At 37.3% G+C, this 20,270-nt stretch carries 12 protein-coding genes and 1 riboswitch; of the genes, 1 reads left to right on the top strand and 11 read right to left on the bottom strand.

Features of this window, described 5'->3' with window-relative positions:
* Positions 1-56: 56 nt before the first annotated feature.
* Positions 57-1,076: an LCP family protein gene (locus tag CNQ82_RS06870; RefSeq protein ID WP_123144654.1), complete on the bottom strand. Its 1,020-nt coding sequence runs from the start codon at positions 1,074-1,076 to the stop codon at positions 57-59.
* A gap of 142 nt (positions 1,077-1,218) precedes the next feature.
* On the opposite strand from CNQ82_RS06870, the gene msrA reads away from it, so the two are divergent.
* A complete protein-coding gene (gene msrA / locus CNQ82_RS06865) occupies positions 1,219-1,743 on the top strand; it encodes a peptide-methionine (S)-S-oxide reductase MsrA (protein ID WP_123144653.1) in 525 nt (174 codons plus the stop codon).
* 46 nt (positions 1,744-1,789) lie between these two features.
* On the opposite strand, the gene CNQ82_RS06860 is transcribed toward msrA, so the two are convergent.
* From CNQ82_RS06860 to parE, 10 genes are all read right to left on the bottom strand, one after another.
* Positions 1,790-2,683 (bottom strand): homoserine O-acetyltransferase/O-succinyltransferase family protein, encoded by an 894-nt coding sequence (locus tag CNQ82_RS06860; protein ID WP_123144652.1) that lies wholly within the window; start codon positions 2,681-2,683, stop codon positions 1,790-1,792.
* 1 nt (position 2,684) lies between these two features.
* Positions 2,685-3,965: an O-acetylhomoserine aminocarboxypropyltransferase/cysteine synthase family protein gene (locus CNQ82_RS06855; protein ID WP_123144651.1), complete on the bottom strand. Its 1,281-nt coding sequence runs from the start codon at positions 3,963-3,965 to the stop codon at positions 2,685-2,687.
* A 61-nt stretch (positions 3,966-4,026) separates the two neighbouring features.
* Positions 4,027-4,124, bottom strand: a riboswitch (SAM riboswitch).
* A gap of 174 nt (positions 4,125-4,298) precedes the next feature.
* Complete coding sequence (gene mprF / locus CNQ82_RS06850) at positions 4,299-6,824, bottom strand: bifunctional lysylphosphatidylglycerol flippase/synthetase MprF (RefSeq protein ID WP_123144650.1); 2,526 nt, start codon at positions 6,822-6,824, stop codon at positions 4,299-4,301.
* Positions 6,825-6,997: 173 nt separating this feature from the next.
* Positions 6,998-8,227, bottom strand: coding sequence for an AI-2E family transporter (locus CNQ82_RS06845; protein WP_123144649.1), 1,230 nt, complete (start codon positions 8,225-8,227; stop codon positions 6,998-7,000).
* A 190-nt stretch (positions 8,228-8,417) separates the two neighbouring features.
* The gene (gene ptsG, locus CNQ82_RS06840) at positions 8,418-10,496 is read right to left on the bottom strand and encodes a glucose-specific PTS transporter subunit IIBC (RefSeq protein ID WP_123144648.1); all 2,079 of its coding nucleotides are present in this window, start codon (positions 10,494-10,496) and stop codon (positions 8,418-8,420) included.
* A 134-nt stretch (positions 10,497-10,630) separates the two neighbouring features.
* Positions 10,631-12,658: a glucose-specific PTS transporter subunit IIBC gene (gene ptsG, locus CNQ82_RS06835; RefSeq protein WP_123144647.1), complete on the bottom strand. Its 2,028-nt coding sequence runs from the start codon at positions 12,656-12,658 to the stop codon at positions 10,631-10,633.
* A gap of 121 nt (positions 12,659-12,779) precedes the next feature.
* Complete coding sequence (gene glcT / locus CNQ82_RS06830) at positions 12,780-13,640, bottom strand: glucose PTS transporter transcription antiterminator GlcT (RefSeq protein WP_123144646.1); 861 nt, start codon at positions 13,638-13,640, stop codon at positions 12,780-12,782.
* A 312-nt stretch (positions 13,641-13,952) separates the two neighbouring features.
* Positions 13,953-15,413 (bottom strand): glutamine transporter AlsT, encoded by a 1,461-nt coding sequence (gene alsT / locus CNQ82_RS06825; RefSeq protein WP_123144645.1) that lies wholly within the window; start codon positions 15,411-15,413, stop codon positions 13,953-13,955.
* 289 nt (positions 15,414-15,702) lie between these two features.
* Positions 15,703-18,129, bottom strand: a complete 2,427-nt coding sequence (gene parC / locus CNQ82_RS06820) for a DNA topoisomerase IV subunit A (RefSeq protein WP_123144644.1) — start codon at positions 18,127-18,129, stop codon at positions 15,703-15,705.
* Positions 18,126-20,126: a DNA topoisomerase IV subunit B gene (parE, locus tag CNQ82_RS06815; RefSeq protein ID WP_123144643.1), complete on the bottom strand. Its 2,001-nt coding sequence runs from the start codon at positions 20,124-20,126 to the stop codon at positions 18,126-18,128. The genes parC and parE overlap by 4 nt, the downstream gene beginning before the upstream one ends.
* Positions 20,127-20,270 lie beyond the last annotated feature (144 nt).

Here is a 20,270-nt window from a genome sequence, read left to right as displayed (position 1 = left end):
TCAAAACAAAAGTAAGCCCGGAAAATCAGAAACAATTTTCCGGGCTTACTTTTTGACTATTTCTTTTGAGTATCCTCTTTTTTAGAATCAGAATTATTTTTTAAGAATTCCTGAATAGCTTTTTTATTTTTCGGCTTATCTACTTCTAAAGCACTGCCGCTTTCCGCTGTTTGAATATCTTGGTAAGTCCCTTTCATCGGTACAGTTAATGTTTTAACGTCTTTATCTCCTCTGATACCGAAATTGACACCCGTTTGAATCAAGGCAGAATCTGGAATATTAGTATTTAAATATCCTCTTAAAATACCTGCTACCTTCGGCAATTTAAATATCGCTCCAGGTTTAGTCATTTCTTGTTTAAGTGCTTGAATTACTTGCTGCTGTCTGCGCACACGTCCGAAGTCACCTTCTGGATCGTGACGGAAACGCGCATAACCCAATAATTCTTTACCATTTAAATTATGATGACCTTTTTTCAATGATACGCCAATGAGTTCAGACATATCCTTCTCGACATCTATCGGCACACCATCCGGCGCTAATTCATCAATCATTTTTTCGAAACCTTTAAAGTCGACAACCGCATAATACTCTGGATTAATACCATAATTTTCCACTAAAGCTTTCCGTAATAATTCAGGGCCGCCTAGTGAATAAGCTGCATTAATTTTATAATTTCTGTATCCTGGTATCTTAGCGTACGTATCACGCATGACCGAAACAATTTTCATTTTCTTATGAATGTAATCATATTGAGCGACCATAATAGAATCTGTGCGGGATTTACCACCATCAGATTTATCAGCACCTAGCAGTAAAATAGAAATTTTCCCATCATTTTTAACAGGACCGTTAAATTTTTGAACTTTCATATTCGAATTATGCTTTTTCGCATAATCGATACCGCTTTTATAACCAGACACAGCATACACAACAAATGCTATTAAGATAACCAGCAGGCCTAACAAGATGAAAGGCAATTTACGTATCTTTTTCTTCATTCTCTTCTTACGTGGAGGAGGCGGACTACCACTACTTCTTTTATAATTTTCTTTATTTTTATCTTCTTCAGTCATTTTTCCCCAACCTTATATCTTCAAAATTGACAGTCTATGTAATATAATTAATACATACTAAAGTTATATAATTTCCTTTTAAAAATCAAGTATTTTATTAACAAATAGTACTAAGGTCTCAGACAAAGAAAGGATAGATAGCATGAATATCAACACTGCATACTTTGCAGGCGGATGTTTCTGGTGTATGACTAAGCCTTTTGATTCGTATGACGGTATTGAAAAAGTAATATCAGGTTATATGGGCGGCACAGTAGAAAATCCGACTTATGAAGAAGTTAAAAAAGGAAATACAGGACATTTAGAAACGGTGAAAGTAGAATATGACGTTGCACTATTTTCTTATCATAAATTATTAGAAATTTTCTTTTCTGTCATCGATCCTACTGATGCAGAAGGCCAATATCAAGATCGCGGTAATCAATACCGTACTGCTATCTTCTATACCAACGAAGATCAAAAAGAAACAGCAGAACAGTATATTGAGGAACTAAAATCTACTATTGATCATCATAAGGCAATTGCAACACAAGTATTGCCAGTATCTGAATTCTACGAAGCAGAAGACTATCATCAAGATTTTTACAAAAAGAATCCAGAGCGTTTCGCTGAAGAGGAAGCACAGCGCGAAGCAATCAAACAGCAAAAAAATGGTAAGAGGGACTAAATGAACAGGCCCTCTTGCCATTTTTGCATTTATAAACATTCTATTATCAATCTAAAATATTAATTTCATTATGATGCCATCTATTCTTTTCCATCATATCTGCCCAGTTTTGGAAGAGTTGCTGAGCATAAGGAATCCAATAAGCAGGAAGTGGTGTGAGCGATTCTCCTCGGAAATAATTCTTAGGTTTAGCAGCCGCTTCCCCATTCTTCTCACTATCTCTCTGATACTCATTCAACAACGTCTCTGGTTCATATTCAAAATGACCGCCGATATATAAATCGGTCTGTGCTTTATTGGAAATGAAATCTACTCCAGTATACGGACTATAAGTAATCACATCTAAATCCGCTTCCTCCATCACCTCATAAGGATCCATAAAGGAACCGCGAGATTGAGGAATGATATATTCAGGAATCTCGCATAAAACAGGGTGTGCTTGCATAATATGATAGCGGTAAATTCCTGTTAATTTTTCAGGAAACATTCTTTTGTGAATACCGTAACGATAATTCAAAGCAAATTGTGCACCCCAGCAAATAAACAGACGTTGTTTCACATGAGTTTCTGACCACTCATAGATAGTCTTTAATTCCTCGATATAATCTACTTCAGAAAAATCAAGATGTTCAACAGGTGCTCCTGTCATAATCAAACCATCATAATCCTTATCCTTGATATCATCAAATTCCTGATAATACTGCTCCGCATGCACATTTGAAGAAGTTCGGCTTTGATGAGTCACTGGATAGGTAAAATCAATATTAATCGGATGATCCGTTTGTCCAAGCAATCGCAGCAGTTGTCTTTCTGCATCTTCTTTTACCGGCATTAAATTAACAATCAAGAGATTTAAACCATCGTTGATTCTTTGTTTTGCAAACTCGATGTGCTCCTCTTGTAGTATAGGCAGTATAGGAATTTTATTCGTAAATAACATGTTAAATCGCGTCTAATCCTTTTTCCAAGTCATTAATGATATCATCAATATGTTCAAGACCTACAGAAATACGAATCGTTTCAGGAGTAATACCCGCAGTCAATTGTTCTTCTGGAGTTAATTGAGCATGTGTCGTAGAAGCCGGATGAATCACTAATGATTTAGCATCGCCTACATTCGCAAGCAATGAGAATAATTCTAACGACTCGATAAATTTAATGCCTGCCTCATAACCGCCTTTAACACCGAAAGTGAAAATAGAACATGCACCTTTAGGAAGATATTTTTCTTTCAAATCATAGTACTCACTAGAAGGAAGACCCGCATATTTCACCCATTCTACTTTGTCGTGATTATCTAAGAACTTAGCAACCTTTTCAGCATTCTCAACATGACGTTCCATTCTTAAAGATAATGTTTCTAATCCTTGAAGGAGTAAGAAAGCATTTAAAGGAGACAGACAAGCACCTGTGTCACGTAATAACGTCGTTCTGATTTTGAACGCTAAAGCAGCTTCTCCAAAGGCATCCGCAAATACTAAATCATGATAAGATGCATCAGGTTCAGTCAAACCAGGGAACTTGTCATTTTGTTTCCAATCGAAGTTGCCGCCATCTACTACGACGCCTCCCATAGAAGTCCCATGTCCGCCAATAAATTTAGTCGCCGAATGTACCACGATATTCGCGCCATGTTCTAATGGTCTGAATAAATATGGAGAAGCAAAAGTGTTATCCACGATTAATGGAATTCCCGCTTCATGCGCAATTTCTGCTAATTTCTCTACATCTTCTACATTACCTTCAGGATTGCCGATTGTTTCAATATAAATCGCTTTAGTATTATCTTTAATAGCATTTTTAACTTCATCAAAGTTCTTGCTGTCGACAATAGAAACATCAATACCATACTTAGGCAAAGTATGACTGAATAAAGTATAAGTACCACCATATAAAGTAGAGCTTGCTACAATGTGATCTCCTGCTTCAGCTACTGTTTGTACAGCATACGTAATAGCCGCCATACCAGAACCCACTGCTACCCCTGCAACACCGCCTTCCAATTCCGCAACACGTGTTTCAAAGACAGCCACGGTCGGATTCGTCAAGCGAGAATAAATATTGCCTAATGCGTTTAAACCGAATAAATCTGCCGCATGTTGTGTATCATCGAATGTGAAAGATGTCGTTTGATAAATGGGTACTGCTCTCGAATTCGAAGTAGGATCTACCTCCTGTCCTGCGTGTAATTGCAATGTTTCAAATTTAAAATCGTTTGTCATGTTCTATTTCCCCCTTATTTAACATAAAAAATAAGCCTACCTGAAAAGATAGACTCAAAACTTCTTATCTTTCAGGTCTTCACCTGCTGGAATTAGCACCTAACTTAAATAGGTTGCCTGGTATCGTCGGGCCAGTCCCTCCACCATTCTGGATAAGTTTTATATAATTTAATCAGAGTATAAAACTATTCTTTCTCCTTGTCAACAGACTATTCTCATTTTTCAGAAATTAATTTAGACTTTGCTTGCTGAAAAACACTGTCCCAGTACTCTCTTTAAAAATAAAAACCCGATTGCCTAGCTTTCAGACAATCAGGTTTCCTTTTCCATATGCTATTGTTTAGAACGAATAACACGCAGTACTTTCAACATATTCTGCCATAAGGAACTATGTCTAGAATATACTAAGTATCTTGGTTCCCAGTGAGGTTTAAACTTTTCTTTATATTGTCTCAATCCGCGGAAGCGATATAAATTGTTGAAGTTTTCGAATATGCGTCCTGCGATACGTTCATTCAAGTAAGAGAACTCCGTCTGTCCAACATTAGATAATGTCGCCATTCCCATGTTGAACGCTTTATAATCATGTTCTTGGCCCCATAACAACATATGAAGGTATAAACCATCCATCAATGGTAAATCAACATCAGGGAGCCAACGGATAAGGTCTACAGAGAATGAATCATTATAATGCGTCGGCATTAAAGTACTGAACGCAATAATTCTACCGTCTTTTTCTTTTAAGATACCGACCGGGGCTTTAGAGACATAGTTGTCTGTAAATTGGCCGACTGAAAAATGCATTTCATTTTTTCCATCCAGCCATGCATCACTGACCTGTTTCAATTGTTTCATCAATTCCGGTGAAAATGGTGGTTCTATAATTTCAAATTGGATCTCTTGATCAGCAATTTTATTCAATGTTGCTCTGAAGCCTCTGCGTTTCTTACCTGAAGTCGTAAAGGTCGTTAAATCAATTACCGCTTCTTCCCCTAATTTAAAGAACTGATTACCGAAATCATGATACAACGGCATATAACGATCGCTCGCTTGATAGAAAATCACTTCATAGCCCATCTTCACTGCATAATCATAAATTGTCTCTAATAAATGGTGGAAACGTGCCGGGTTACCGATAGGATCTCCAAGTACAACTAAAGCATTGGATTTGTAGCGGTACATCACAAATGCTTCTTCAGATTCATCCATAAATACTTCTTTATCGCCACTATAGATAAGGTGGCTTAAATAGTTGCCGCCGTATTGCTGGATAATCTCTGTACAACGTTCGAAATCCGGTTTCGGGCGCTCTTTAGAATATGCTTGTTCAAATAACCAGACAATAAATGCCACAAGGATGAAAATGACGAGTGTCGTCAACCATAAATAATAACGTAGGAGCGAATTATCTAATTCCATCTTGTATGCATCTAACGCATTCAACACTAATTTAATAATATAATGATTTAAAATCAGCATACCTGCACTGACAAAAAACATAGCGACAATATGACGCAGTCGAAGTGGTCGTTTCAAAATCGTTGTTTTGTTGAATGAATAAACCAACAATGCGAATAGAACTACTAGCCAAAACATCAGCAATACCGATGTATTCATATACAAGGTAATCGCAAAAATGATAATAATCGCAAATAAAGCAAATAAAATGGCACGTCTGCTTTGTTTAAAAATTCCTCGTACATTCAACATTAAAATCAAACAAGCACTCGTATGAATCGTCACAATAATATAATAAAACATGTGATTAGGATCGTATAATCCATCATAAATAATCGATACATTGTTTAATAAGAACATCAAGCTAGTAAAAGCGACTAAAATTCCTAAAGATAACGAAGGAATCTTAGAAACGACAGCCTTTTGATAAGAAAATAAGAAACTAGTGACTTCTTTTGCCGGTGTATAATATCTGGATTGTTCAATATAACGTCTTGCAGAAGTACCGAATTCAAAGATAGATAATATCATTGAAATGAGCAGCGGTATAAAGTAATAAGCAAAACGATACATTAAGAGACCTAGCAATATTTTTTCTTCTGGCAAGCCTAAGTATTTCAAACCTACTAAAATCACGACATCAAAGGCTCCGAAGCCACCAGGGATGAAACTGATCAAACCTGCTATGGCAGCGATAATAAAGATACCGATTACCGAAGTATATGGCACATCTAAATGAACGACACGCAATGAAAAGTACAATACTGTACTTGCAGCAATCCATTCAACCGCTGAAACCATCGTAAGATAAACACCTGTTAACCGATGATTCTGTTGAACCGGCTTCTTGATGGTAAAAATGATAAATGCCGGTAAGAATAATGCCACGACATACATCATAATATGTACAGCAGGATAGCGATATAACAAATGAGATGCATTGAAGACATGTGTGACTACCAAAATCGATAGGAAGCTCAATCCTGTCAACATCGATAGCAAGACTAACGAAATATAATGCATCAAAGTCTTGGTATCTTTAGTATAATTTCTATAAACTGCCAAACGCATGCCTGCACCGATAAATCCACCAAATCCAATGATGGAATTCAAAGCATTGATAATATAACTAATTCTAAAGACTTTTCCTAAAGGTATAGACAACTTCAATGTGCGTACCATGATATAGTCATAAAAGCTGAGCAGTAAAATAGATGCGGCACCGATTGCAAACACACCCGTTAACTGTACCCTATTCAATTTTTCAAAGAGAATAAACGCCTTTTTAAAATCCATGTGCGCAATTTCTCTATACAAAATAGTAGCTACAACGATAAATAAAACTGTAGCAAAAACGATTTTCGCTATGGTGAACAAGCGACCTTTTAATTCTTTTGACATTTTTTCACTCAATTCTTAATTGATATTTTTTGTTATTCTTTAATTATTTAACTCGTTTACTAGCAAATAATATCAACTTACATAGTAAAAATATACCACAACCTTAAGTGATTCAAAACGTAAAAACAGACATAACCTCCTAACAATAGTGTCATGCCTGTTTCTGTTCTGAATTATTTTTCCAATTCATTATTCGGATTGTTCGCCCATTCTTCAGTACTTACCTCATAAGGCTCAGAATCATGGCCGTAATAGCGGTTGTAGCGACGTTTGAATATATCAAAGAGGTGCATTACCAATACTTTAAGTACGGCGTAACCTGGAATCGCTAAGATGACACCTACAACACCTAATAAATTTCCGGCACATAATAATACGAAAATAATAGTTAACGGATGAACTTTGAGCGTTTTACCCATTACGTTCGGTGAAATGAAGTGACCTTCAAAGAATTGTACCAAAGTCCACACCACTACTAATTTCAATAACATAATCGGTGAAGTAATTAATGCAATAATAATTGCTGGTGAAATCGCGATAGTTGGGCCTAAATAAGGCACTACGCTGGTTACAGCAGCAATACATGCAAGTACCAGACTATAATCTAAGCCGATAATAGAGTAACCGATGAAGAGCAAGATACCAATACACAGCGATACAAACATCTGGCCTTGGATATAAGAACCTACTTGCATACTCATACTTTCAATAATTTCATGAAAGTCTTGACGGAATTTCGGCGGTACAATTTTGATTGCTGTTTCTTTAAAATGATGTCCATCTTTCAAGAAGAAGAATAAAACAAATGGAGTGGTTACTAATACTACCCCAATGTTAACTACCGCTTCTGCAAACGACATTACCTTTGTTCCGAATCCATCAAAGTAATTCGAAATCATCGTAGGTGCCTTTTTCGCTAGTTTATCCAATTGATCTTGAATTTGGCCATAAAAACTGGAAATACCAGTACCTTTGGACATACTCATCACTTGATCGACGAGACCGTTGAATTTATCCACGTAACGCGGCATATGGTGGCCGAAACTCTTGATTTGGCCGCCGATAACTGGAATTAATAAATTAATAATCAGTGCGATAACTGCTGCAGCGACACAATATAGAATAATAATGCCCCATAATCTCGTGATGCGATAACGTTCCATAATGTTAATAATCGGATTAAAGAGATAAAAGAGAATTAACCCTAAAATAACCGGTGCTGCTATCGTATTAAAAATAATTACAAAAGGCTGGAATATGTAAGAGACTTTATCAAAAATAAAAATAGCGATACCGATAAGTATCAACATGACTAAGCCAAATAACAAATTCTTGCCTCCGATAAATTTCATAAAGCGCGTTTCACTAATTGAAAAGCGTTGCGGCTTATCGTTATTTGCCATATAATTCACCATTCCTTGTGCTTAATTAAACATATTCTATCGTTTCTTTGTTAAAAAAGAAACTTTTAACGCTATGAACTTGTTTTACCTATATATTTTACCACTACTGTTCAAAAAGAAACCGGACAATTAAAAAGAGAGATTGAGAATTTCATGAAATTCCAACCTCCCTTGTCAATCTATATCTCTTCTATTGATTTACTACAATCAATTTTTCACCTTGTTCTACTTTTCCTGAATGCAAGACTTCAATATTTGCGCTTCCTGAATTTGTAATAATAATCGGTGTTATAGTACTATCAGCATGTTCTTTAATATAATCTAAATCTACTTTCATTAGTGGTTGACCTAAAATAACAGGTTCATTTTCTTGTACTAAGATTTTAAAACCTTCTCCATCTAATTTAACGGTTTCTAAACCAAAATGAATCAGGAGTTCGATTCCATCTTTAGATTCTAAACCAAGCGCGTGTTTTGTTGGGAAGACCATTTTAACTGTGCCGTCAAATGGTGCTACGACTTCACCTGTTTCTGGTTTAATTGCGATGCCGTCACCCATCATTTTTTCAGAAAAGACTTTATCCGGTACTTCACTTAAAGCCACCGCTTCTCCCGTAATCGGCGCATAAACCAAAGCACCGCCTTCAGCTACAATCTCAGCTGTTCCAAGATCACCGTCTTCAGTAACCGTAGTTTCAGCTGGTGATGTAATCTTGCCATCTATAATTTGTTGCATATCGTGTTTAATCTGATCAGATTTCGGTCCGAAAATTGCTTGCATGTTATTGCCGACTTCTAATACGCCTGAAGCACCGAGTTGTTTTAATTTTTCTACATCCACCAATTCTTTATCTCTGACTTCTACACGCAAACGCGTAATACAAGCATCTAAATGTTTAATATTCTCTTTATGGCCCATCGCTGCTAAAACTTCAAAAGGCAATTCACTGACAGAAACATCTTTATTCTCAACTTCTTTATCTTCACGGCCAGGTGTTTTCAAGTTTAACTTTTTAATCAAAAATGTAAATAAGAAATAGTAAATAAAGGCATACACAATACCTACCGGAATAACGAGCAAAGCATTTGAACGATCCCATGATAATAATCCGTACAGAATATAGTCGATAAAGCCTCCTGAGAAAGTCATACCAATTTGAACGTGCAGTAAGTGCATGATTAAGAATGATGTACCTGCTAAAATTACATGCGCAACGTAGAGAATCGGCGCTACAAATAAGAATGAGAATTCTAAAGGCTCAGTGATCCCTGTTAAAAATGCAGTCAAAGCTGCAGATAACATCAATCCGCCGACGACTTTACGACGTTCAGGTTTTGCTTGGCGGTAAATCGCAAAAGCGGCTGCCGGTAAACCGAACATCATAAATGGATATTTACCTGTGGTGAAAGCACCCGAAGTAAACGGTACGCCATCTTGATATTGTGCCATCCATATACGTTGGTCTCCACGCACTAAATTACCTGCTTCATTGACATATTGTCCAAATTCAAACCAGAATGGAGCGTAGAAAATGTGATGTAAACCAAATGGAATCAACGCACGTTCGATAGCTCCGAAGATGAAAGTTGTCAACGCTAAATTTTTACCTAATAAGAAGTTAGATAAAGCATTCAAACCCTCTTGTACTGGCGGCCACACAAAACTCAATACAATCCCTGTCAAGATAGCGACAAGCGAAGTAATAATCGGCACGAATCGCTTTCCTGCAAAAAAACCTAAAAATTGAGGGAGTTGGATATTATAAAATTTATTGTAGCACCAAGCGGCTAATCCCCCGATAATAATCCCGCCGAATACTCCTGTTTGAAGTGTCGGTATGCCTAAAATCAAGGCGTGCGCTGGATCTTTAGCAGATTGTCCTAATGTTTTTGCACCATCAGCATAACTGAAGATGTCATCAATAGTAATTCCTGCAACTTTACCCATTGTTGCACTCATGATTAAATAACCGACCAAAGCCGCAATACCTGCTACACCATCGCCGCCAGCTAATCCTAAAGCTGTACCCATGGCAAAGAGTAAAGGTAAATTATCAAAAATGACTTGCCCGGATGCTTCCATAATTTGGCTTACAAGCTGAATTGCATGGTGTTCCATCCATGGCGCAAAGTGTAAGATTTGTTCATTATGCATCGCATTACCAAATGCTAATAAAATACCGGCAGCCGGTAGAATCGCAACTGGCAGCATTAATGCTTTACCGATCCGTTGTAATTGACCGAAAAACAATTTTAATAGATTTTTCATTGTGTCCTCCTAAGATGTATATTCTAAAAAACACGAACAAGAAAACTAGAAAATCTAGATTCCTGTTCGTGTCGGTAAACCTTCACTAGCAAAGAAATGTGTAGTTTTGAAGCAAGAGCAGTAGCTTCAGTGAATTATTTTACTAAAATCACTTTATCGCCTTGTTTCACTTCACCATGTTGCAATACTTCCATTGCACGGCCATTTAAATTTGTCACCACAATCGGTGTTATAGTACTATCAGCATGTTCTTTGATGTAATCTAAATCTACTTTCATTAATGGTTGTCCTAAGACAATGTTTTCATTTTCTTTCACAAGGATGTCAAAGCCTTGACCTTCTAGTTTAACTGTTTCTAAACCAAAGTGAATCAGTAGTTCGATTCCATCTTTAGATTCTAAACCAATCGCATGTTTTGTCGGGAAGACCATTTTAACTACTCCGTCAAACGGCGCTACGACTTCACCTGTTTCTGGTTTGATTGCGATCCCGTCGCCCATCATTTTTTCAGAGAAGACTTTATCAGGCACTTCTGAGATATCCACTACTTCACCTTTAATCGGTGCGTAAACAACGCCACCGCCTGCTGCAGCGATTTCTGCAGTTTCTTTATCGCCTTCTTCAGTGACTGTTGTTTCTTCTGGAGACGTAATCTTACCATCCATAATTTGTTGCATATCGTGTTTAATCTGATCAGATTTCGGTCCGAAAATTGCTTGCATGTTATTGCCGACTTCAAGCACTCCTGAAGCGCCCAAGCCTTTCAATTCTTCAACGTCAACTTTCGTTTTATCGTTGACCTCAACACGCAATCTTGTAATACAAGCGTCTAAATGTTTGATATTTTCTTTACCGCCCATTGCATCTAAGACTTTAAAAGGCAATTCGCTGGCTGCAACGTTAGATGATTTAACTTCTTTATCTTCACGTCCAGGTGTTTTGAAGTTGAATTTAACGATAAGGAAGCGGAAGATAACATAGTAAATCACCGCATATACTAGACCGACTGGGATAACCATCCACCAGTGTGTCTTATTCGGCAAGATGCCTAGTAAGAAGAAGTCGATGAAACCACCTGAGAAGGTGTAACCGAGATGCAGGTCTAATAAGTATAAAATTAAGAATGATAATCCATCTAAGACAGCATGGATAAAGAATAATAAAGGTGCTACAAATAAGAATGAGAATTCTAATGGTTCAGTAATACCTGTTAAGAATGAAGTTAAAGCCCCTGATAACATCAAACCTGCGACAACTTTTTTATTCTCTTTCTTAGCAGTTTGGTAAATCGCTAAAGCTGCTGCTGGTAAACCGAACATCATTACTGGGAATTCACCTTGCATGAATTTACCTGATGTTAAAGGTACATTATCACGGATTTGTTCGATAAAGATACGTTGGTCCCCATGAATAATTTGTCCCGCTGCATTTTTATATGATCCGAATTCAAACCAGAACGGTGCATGGAAAATATGATGCAAGCCGAATGGAATCAATAAACGTTTGATGAAACCGAATAAGAATACGGCAAGTCCTGTATTTGAAGCTAATAATCCTTCACTGAAGGCATTTAATCCGCCTTGAATCCATGGCCAAATCAATGCCATTGGAAACGCTAAAATAAATGAACAAGTTGCCATCATAATCGGCACAAAGCGTTTTCCTGCAAAGAACCCTAAATAACTCGGCAATGATATATTATAAAACTTGTTATAACACCAAGCGGCTAATGCCCCGATAATAATACCGCCGAACACACCTGTTTGCAGTGTCGGAATGCCTAATACATTTGCAAAACCTGTGGCCGCATCTGCCGCTTTTTCAGGTGTTACATTTAAGAACATTCCCATTGTTTTATTTAAGACAATAAATCCTACGAAAGCTGCAATGGCTGCTACACCGTCACCGGATGCTAAACCGATTGCTACACCGAGTGCAAAGATAATCGCTAAATTATCAAAGATAATTCCGCCGGCCCCTTCCATCATTTTGGCAACATTTTGAAAACCATCTGCTTGAATGAATGGCAGTAGATGTTGTAAAGCGTCACCTTGAAAAGCGTTTCCTAAAGCAAGCAATAAACCTGCTGCTGGCAAGATTGCAACTGGAAGCATTAATGCTTTACCAATACGTTGCAGCTGACCGAAAAACTTTTTCCACATAAAAGTTTCCTCCCAAATATTAAATTGTAAATATCAAGAATAGATTCAACAGCACAAAAAAAGGCATGAGCAAAAAAGTCGGTATCCTTCCAACTTTATCACTCATGCCTAATCGAATTAGTTACACGTGCATATTCTCTTCATTTTGCTGCGTGAAATGATAAATATGTAGCGTTAAATAAATCAGTTCTGCTTCATATACATCCACGTCCAGATGCTGCTGCATCATTTTAATGATTTTAACAGCTATATTATAGCACAGTGGATAATGCGCTTTCAACATGTTTCCGAATTCATCTTTTACTTGAATGACTTCACCCTTTTGAAGGCGTCTGATTAAAAATTGAATATGTCGGATAAAGCGTTGGTACTGAATCGAAGCTGTATCTATTCGGCACTTCAAATCATGTTCCATAATTAATACGCTTTTATTAATAATTTCATTAGTTAAACGCACTTCATGCAATGACAAATCATCTTTACTGCTAGCAATGTGCAAAGCAATAAAACCAATTTCATCTTCTGGAAAGTCAATATCCAAGAGACGATTCAAGTGTTCAATCACTCTCTCTGCAATTGCATAAGATTCCGAATATAACTGTTTAGTCTCGATTAAGAATGGATTCTTAATAAATTGCTGTTGTTTAATACGTTTATAAGCAAAGATAATATGATCAGTTAAAGCAACCATCAAATCTTCATCTGCTACAGAATGATCAGCATGCGTAATGATGTCCATTGCTTCAATAATCGTTTGTAATACCTTATCATCAGCGATTTCTACTAAAGCCTTGTAGTGATCTTGTTCTTTCTTTTGTTCTAATTTATAAACTTTATCTATCAGTGCTGAATCTGAAAGCTTCATTCCGCCCTTTTTATTGAACCCAATACCTCTGCCAATCAGAACAACTTCATGATGATTTTCGTCTGTGCAGATAATGACGTTGTTATTCAGTGTTTTCTCTATGACGTAGTTGCTCATGCTAACCACCTTTTCTTAATTCCTACTCTGTCTATGAGTATATCTTGTATGACTTTATGCAGATATAGTTAATATTAGTGTCCATTTTACCATATATTATTCTTGGTATGAGATAGCAATTCACACAATTCTGTATGAAAAGGGAGCAGAACAGAAATAACATTTTTAAATTATTTCGTCGTTCTGCCTCGACAAAGCTAACTAGGATAGAAAAAAGCTTGGAACAAGCGCATTTTCTATTCAGATAGCTACTGCCAGTTCAAAGAACAGAGGGGAGGACATTATTATGTCCCACCCTCGAAAAGTTAATCATTATTTACGTGTTAATTGTTTAGCAGGATCTCCCCAACATTCAATACCGAATAAATTAATTTCTAAGTTTTCTGGCTTGAAGATTGGTTTCTTGCCTTCTTTACGTTGTTTGAAGTAATCTTTCATGACAGCGAGTGCAATATTAGATAAGCCGATAATAGCAACTAAGTTGACTATCGCCATTAATCCCATAAACACGTCTGCCGTACTCCATACCGTTTCTGTTTTGATAACTGCCCCGAAGAATACGAGCACAACTACTAAACATCTGAAGATAAATAAAACTGTCTTGTTGTAAGACAAGAATTCAATATTAGATTGGCCGTAATAATAGTTACCGATAACAGACGAGAACGCAAATAATGTAATCGCTACTGTTAAGAAGATACCGCCGGCACTGCCTAAATGTTCATTCAATGCAGATTGTGTTACAGCCACGCCTTGTGGTGCATTGTCTCCAAATTTCAAACCGCCATATAATAAGATTACAATCGCTGTTGATGTACACACTAAGATAGTATCGAAGAATACACCTAATGATTGTAATAAACCTTGTTTTACTGGATGCGGAACCGCTGCAGTTGCGGCTGCGTTAGGCGCAGACCCCATACCAGCTTCGTTAGAGAATAAACCACGTTTAATCCCTTGCAAAACAGCTGCACCGACTGCTCCGCCTGTAGCTTGTTCGACACCAAAGGCATTTTTGAAGATAGTCGCAAGCATCGGAATAATTTGATCATAATTCATAATTAAAATGACAAATACTACACCGATATAAATGATTGCCATAATTGGTACGATGATTGATGACAATGTTGCGATACTACGGACACCGCCAAAAATGATAATACCTGTTAAGATGGCTAATACAATACCTGTAATAACAGGGCTGATATGATATTGCGTATTTAAAGATTCAGCAATTGTATTCGCTTGTACAGTGTTAAAGACGAATGCAAAGGTTACAGTAATCAATATAGCAAAGACTACACCCAACCATTTTTGGTTAAGACCTTTTGTAATATAATACGCAGGCCCACCGCGATAGCCGCCATCTTTATCTGGTACTTTATAAACTTGTGCGAGCACTGCTTCTACAAAAGCACTGGCTGCACCGATTGACGCAATAATCCACATCCAAAACACTGCACCAGGACCACCAAGAACGATTGCGGTTGCGACACCTGCAATGTTACCTGTTCCTACCCGAGAACCAGCACTGATTGCAAAGGCTTGGAAAGGAGAAATACCTTTTTCGCCATTGTCTAAGGTTTCAGGCTTTTCAACTAAGGCACGCAACATCTCTCTGAAAGATGTAAATTGGATAAACTTAGAACTGATTGTAAAGAAAATCCCAGCAGTTAATAATAAGCCGATCAAGTATTGTGACCAAATCAAATCATTTCCAACACTGATAAAGGCTTTAAACCAGCCAGGGATTAAACTATCAAAGTCTTTCAATGTTAAAACCTCATATTCTTTTTAAATTTATGTAAAACGTTACACATGGAGTTTGAAATTCAAGTCTGTCTGCAAGACTGAAATTTCCGCTTCATTTTTCTTCTAAATCAAAAAAATAGCAAGTGGTACAATTCTGCAAGAGAATGTTTACCGCTTGTTATTTGGTTAATCTATTTTCCATTCTATCATCTTACAATATTTCTGACTATATTTTTTTGAAAAGTAGAGAATTTCACTAATGATAAAAAGCTATTTGAATAGAAGTTCATCTACTCAAATAGCCTTTAATTTATGCTTCTTCAGAAGTATCAGCTGTAGAGATTGAAAGTGCATTCACTTCTCCGAATTCATCTGTATCTACCACAAATGAACCGTTTGTATATTGTTCAGTAAGATGAATGTCACTCACTTTTCCAGCATAGCTGTCTTTATTAGAATAAAGCGTATAGATACTGTCTGGATTGGTGATAACCTCAGCACCAACAATGCGATGCGGTTTCGATTTCAATTCTTTCAACAGTTTGATACCGCGTTGTGCGCGTTTCGCTTCCGCCAACACTTTGAAACCGATACGTTTCACTGCACCGCGTTGTGTTGCTATCAGGATAGTATCTTCAGGTTGGATGAGCTGTGTCATTTCGACTACGTCATCATCTTTCAAGTTGATAGATTTAACGCCAGCTGCACGCAGACCTGTACTTGATAATTCATCTGTAGAATAAGTAAGCGACATACCTGTGTGTGTCACGATCGTTATCAATTGATCTTGCTCGATCCGCATAACATTAATCATCTTGTCGTTATCCTTTAATTTCATAGCAATCAATGGTTTATTAAAACGTGATGTCTTGAACAGTTCTAGCTCACTTTTCTTAATCATACCGTTTTGAGTAGCCATAATATAATCGACCTTTTGCTTAAAGTCAGGTTCGGTAAAGACATCGATAACATATTCATCATTTTCAATTGGTACCAGTTGGGAAACATGCTGTCCTAAATCTTTCCATTTAATATCTGCTAACTTATGCACTGGAAGATAGAGATAGCGTCCCTTATTAGTGAAGACTAAAGCAATATGCTGAGTATTTGTTTCAATATAACGCAACAGCGCATCTCCGTCTTTCAAACCGACTTCATCTACCCGATTGGCGTTAAAGCTGCGAATAGAAGTACGTTTGATATAGCCGTCACGTGATAAACTTAAAATCGTTTCTTCACTTGGCACAATCACTTCTTTTGAAATTTTAATTTCCGCAATTTCCGCTTCAATACGTGATAAACGCTCTGTTTTAAAGCGTGTACGAATTTCTTTCAATTCATCTTTAATCACGTTTAATAAAGCATCGTGATTATCCAAGATATTACGTAAACCTTTGATTTTATCCTCTAACTCACTATGTTCTTTTTCTAAAGCCACAATATCTGTATTAGTTAAACGATATAATTGCAACGTCACGATAGCTTCGGCTTGTTCTTCTGTAAAGTCAAATTCAGCCACTAAATTATCTTTGGCATCTTTTTTATTTTTAGAACCACGGATGATTGCAATGACTTCATCTAACACGGATAAAGCTTTCATTAGCCCTTCCACAATATGCATACGTTTTTCAGCATGGAATAGGTCATAGCGCGTACGTTTAGTTACCACATCAATTTGGTGATTCAAATAGCTGTCGATAATTTCACGGATTCCCATTAATTTAGGACGTCCATCACTGATGGCTACCATGTTAAAGTTATAGGAAATCTGCAAGTCTGTATTTTTGTACAAGTAATTCAATATCGCTTCACTATTGACATCTTTTTTCAATTCAATAGCAATACGCAAACCAGTTCTGTCTGTTTCATCGCGCACTTCCATAATACCATCAACACGTTTATCAGCACGCAATTCATCGATTTTCTTCACAAGTGAACTTTTATTCACTTCATAAGGAATTTCACTCACAATCAATTCTTGACGACCGCTTCTCAACGTCTCAGTTTCTACTGTCGAGCGTACTACAATACGCCCTTTACCTGTTTCATAAGCTTTCTTGATTCCATCTCGGCCTTGAATAATACCGCCAGTCGGGAAATCCGGTCCTTTAATATATTTCATCAATTGACTAACTGTAATATCAGGATTATCGATATATTTTAAAGTGGCTTGAATCACTTCACCTAAATTATGAGGTGGAATATCTGTCGCATACCCTGCAGAAATACCAGTTGACCCGTTAATCAATAGGTTCGGAAATCTAGCAGGCAATACCATAGGTTCCGTTGTCGTATCATCGTAGTTCGGTACAAACGGTACAGTATCTTTATTAATATCTCGTAATAATTCTTCAGATAACTGACTTAATTTAGCCTCTGTATAACGCATTGCGGCTGGCGGATCGTTATCAATACTCCCGTTGTTCCCATGCATTTCAATTAAGACATGTCGCAATTTCCATTCTTGACTCAGACGCACCATCGCATCATAAACAGAAGTGTCACCATGAGGATGGAATTGACCGATAACATCCCCGACTGTTTTAGCACTTTTTCTGAAGTTTTTATCATAAGTGTTTCCGCTGTCGTACATTGCATAAAGAATGCGGCGTTGTACGGGTTTTAAACCGTCACGTACATCTGGCAGCGCACGTTCTTGAATGATGTATTTACTGTATCTGCCGAAGCGGTCACCAATTACATCTTCTAACGAAAGGTCTTGGATGATTTCACTCAATTTGCTTCCTCCTCATCATATTCCTCTTGATCTAAGAATTGGATTTCATCATTTTCCAAAATACTTTGATCCTCTTGAAGACCGAATTCAACATGACGTTCAATCCATTCACGTCTAGGAGCTACTTTATCACCCATTAAAGTTGTAACACGTTTAGATGAACGTACTTCGTCTTCTACTTGTACTCTGATTAACGTTCTTGTTTCAGGATTCATCGTAGTTTCCCATAATTGGTCTGGGTTCATTTCCCCTAAACCTTTATAACGTTGTAAACTGAATCCTTTACCCAGTTGTTTCTGTAATTTTTCTAATTCTTCGTCTGTCCAAGCATATTCGACTTTTTTGGACTTACCTTTACCTTTTTCCAATTTATACAATGGAGGTAAAGCGATAAATACACGTCCTGCTTGCACAAGCGGTTTCATATATTTGAAGAAGAAAGTTAACAGCAAGACTTGAATGTGTGCACCGTCTGTATCGGCATCGGTCATAATAATAACACGATTATAGTTGCTGTCTTCTAATTTAAATTCATTTCCGACACCCGCACCAATTGTATGAATAATCGTATTGATTTCTTCATTTTTGAAAATGTCTTCCAAGCGTGCTTTTTCAGTGTTGATTACTTTACCACGTAATGGCAAAATCGCTTGATATTTACGGTCACGGCCTAACTTAGCGGAACCGCCGGCAGAGTCACCCTCTACAAGATACAATTCTTTCTTCTCAGTATTCTTACTTTGAGCGGGTGTCAACTTACCAGACAATAAGGTATCTTTACGTTTATTCTTCTTGCCTGTACGTGCATCTTCACGCGCTTTGCGAGCAGCTTCACGTGCTTGTTGCGCTTTCACAGCTTTTTTCACCAACGACTTAGAAAGCTGGCCTTTCTCTTCTAAATAGTAAGGGAGTTTCTCAGTAATCACTGAATCGACTGCACTTCTAGCTTCTGCAGTCCCTAACTTAGATTTCGTTTGTCCTTCGAATTGCAGTAATTCTTCAGGAATACGTACAGAAATAATCGCTGTTAAGCCTTCACGAATATCGTTCCCGTCCAAATTCTTGTCTTTCGCTTTCAGTTCACCAATTCGACGTGCGTAATCATTGAAGACACGAGTCATAGCTGTTTTGAATCCGACTTCGTGTGTTCCGCCGTCTTTGGTACGTACGTTATTTACAAAACTCAAGATACTTTCAGAGTATTGATCATTGTATTGGAAGGCTACATCTACTTCAATACCATGCGATTCGCCAGAGAATGTAGAAACGTCGTGCAAGACTTCTTTGCCTTCATTGACATAACTTACAAATTCTTTGATTCCTTCTTCATAATGATAGATTTCTTCACGTTCTTTTCCAGGACGTAAATCTGTTAAGGTGATTTTTAAATCTTTCAAAAGGAATGCAGACTCTTGCAAGCGTTCGCTTAATGTATCAAAGTTGAAGGCTGTTGTAGATTTAAAGATTTCAGGATCTGGTTTAAAAGTGACTTTGGTCCCTTTTTTGCGTGTTTTGCCTTTTTTCTCTAATCCTGTTGCAGGCAATCCGCCTTTATTAAATTTCTGTTCATAAATATATCCGTCTCGATAGATTTCCACATCCAGCCATTCGCTGAGCGCATTCACTACTGATGCACCTACACCGTGTAAACCACCAGACGTTTTATAGCCGCCTTGGCCGAATTTACCGCCGGCATGCAAAATAGTAAAGATAACTTCAACAGTCGGTTTGCCGGACTTGTGAATACCTGTCGGCATGCCTCGACCATTATCTTCGATTGTGATACTATCGTCTTTATTGATAGTGACTTTAATTTCATTACCGAAACCGTTTAATACTTCATCGACTGAGTTATCAACGATTTCATATACTAAATGGTGCAAACCGCGTTTATCGGTTGACCCTATATACATTCCTGGTCTTTTGCGGACTGCTTCTAATCCTTCAAGAACTTGAATTGAATCGTCCGAATAGTTTTGTCGTTTATTTGTTGCCAATCGATTCTTCGCCTCCTACAAACATACGTTCGTTTATAAAACATTACAATAAACATTCTTACTTAAAATCTGCTAAATTGCAAGCCAGAAATTATTTTTCATGACTTCTCATTTTGAACACTTTCAAAATTATTTTCGTGCTCC

Origin of the sequence: Staphylococcus debuckii, from assembly GCF_003718735.1 — a bacterium.
GTDB lineage: Bacteria > Bacillota > Bacilli > Staphylococcales > Staphylococcaceae > Staphylococcus > Staphylococcus debuckii.
The sequence above is the reverse complement of the archived record's forward strand: the minus strand, read 5'-3'. Positions and strand labels throughout refer to the sequence as shown.

Bases quoted from the DNA above. Each gene is read 5' to 3' on its own strand.
- glcT (WP_123144646.1), bottom strand. From the start codon at position 13,640: ATGAGCAACTACGTCATAGAGAAAACACTGAATAACAACGTCATTATC.
- msrA (WP_123144653.1), top strand. From the start codon at position 1,219: ATGAATATCAACACTGCATACTTTGCAGGCGGATGTTTCTGGTGTATG.
- ptsG (WP_123144648.1), bottom strand. From the start codon at position 10,496: ATGAAAAATCTATTAAAATTGTTTTTCGGTCAATTACAACGGATCGGT.
- CNQ82_RS06860 (WP_123144652.1), bottom strand. From the start codon at position 2,683: ATGTTATTTACGAATAAAATTCCTATACTGCCTATACTACAAGAGGAG.
- CNQ82_RS06870 (WP_123144654.1), bottom strand. From the start codon at position 1,076: ATGACTGAAGAAGATAAAAATAAAGAAAATTATAAAAGAAGTAGTGGT.
- ptsG (WP_123144647.1), bottom strand. From the start codon at position 12,658: ATGTGGAAAAAGTTTTTCGGTCAGCTGCAACGTATTGGTAAAGCATTA.
- CNQ82_RS06855 (WP_123144651.1), bottom strand. From the start codon at position 3,965: ATGACAAACGATTTTAAATTTGAAACATTGCAATTACACGCAGGACAG.
- CNQ82_RS06845 (WP_123144649.1), bottom strand. From the start codon at position 8,227: ATGGCAAATAACGATAAGCCGCAACGCTTTTCAATTAGTGAAACGCGC.
- mprF (WP_123144650.1), bottom strand. From the start codon at position 6,824: ATGTCAAAAGAATTAAAAGGTCGCTTGTTCACCATAGCGAAAATCGTT.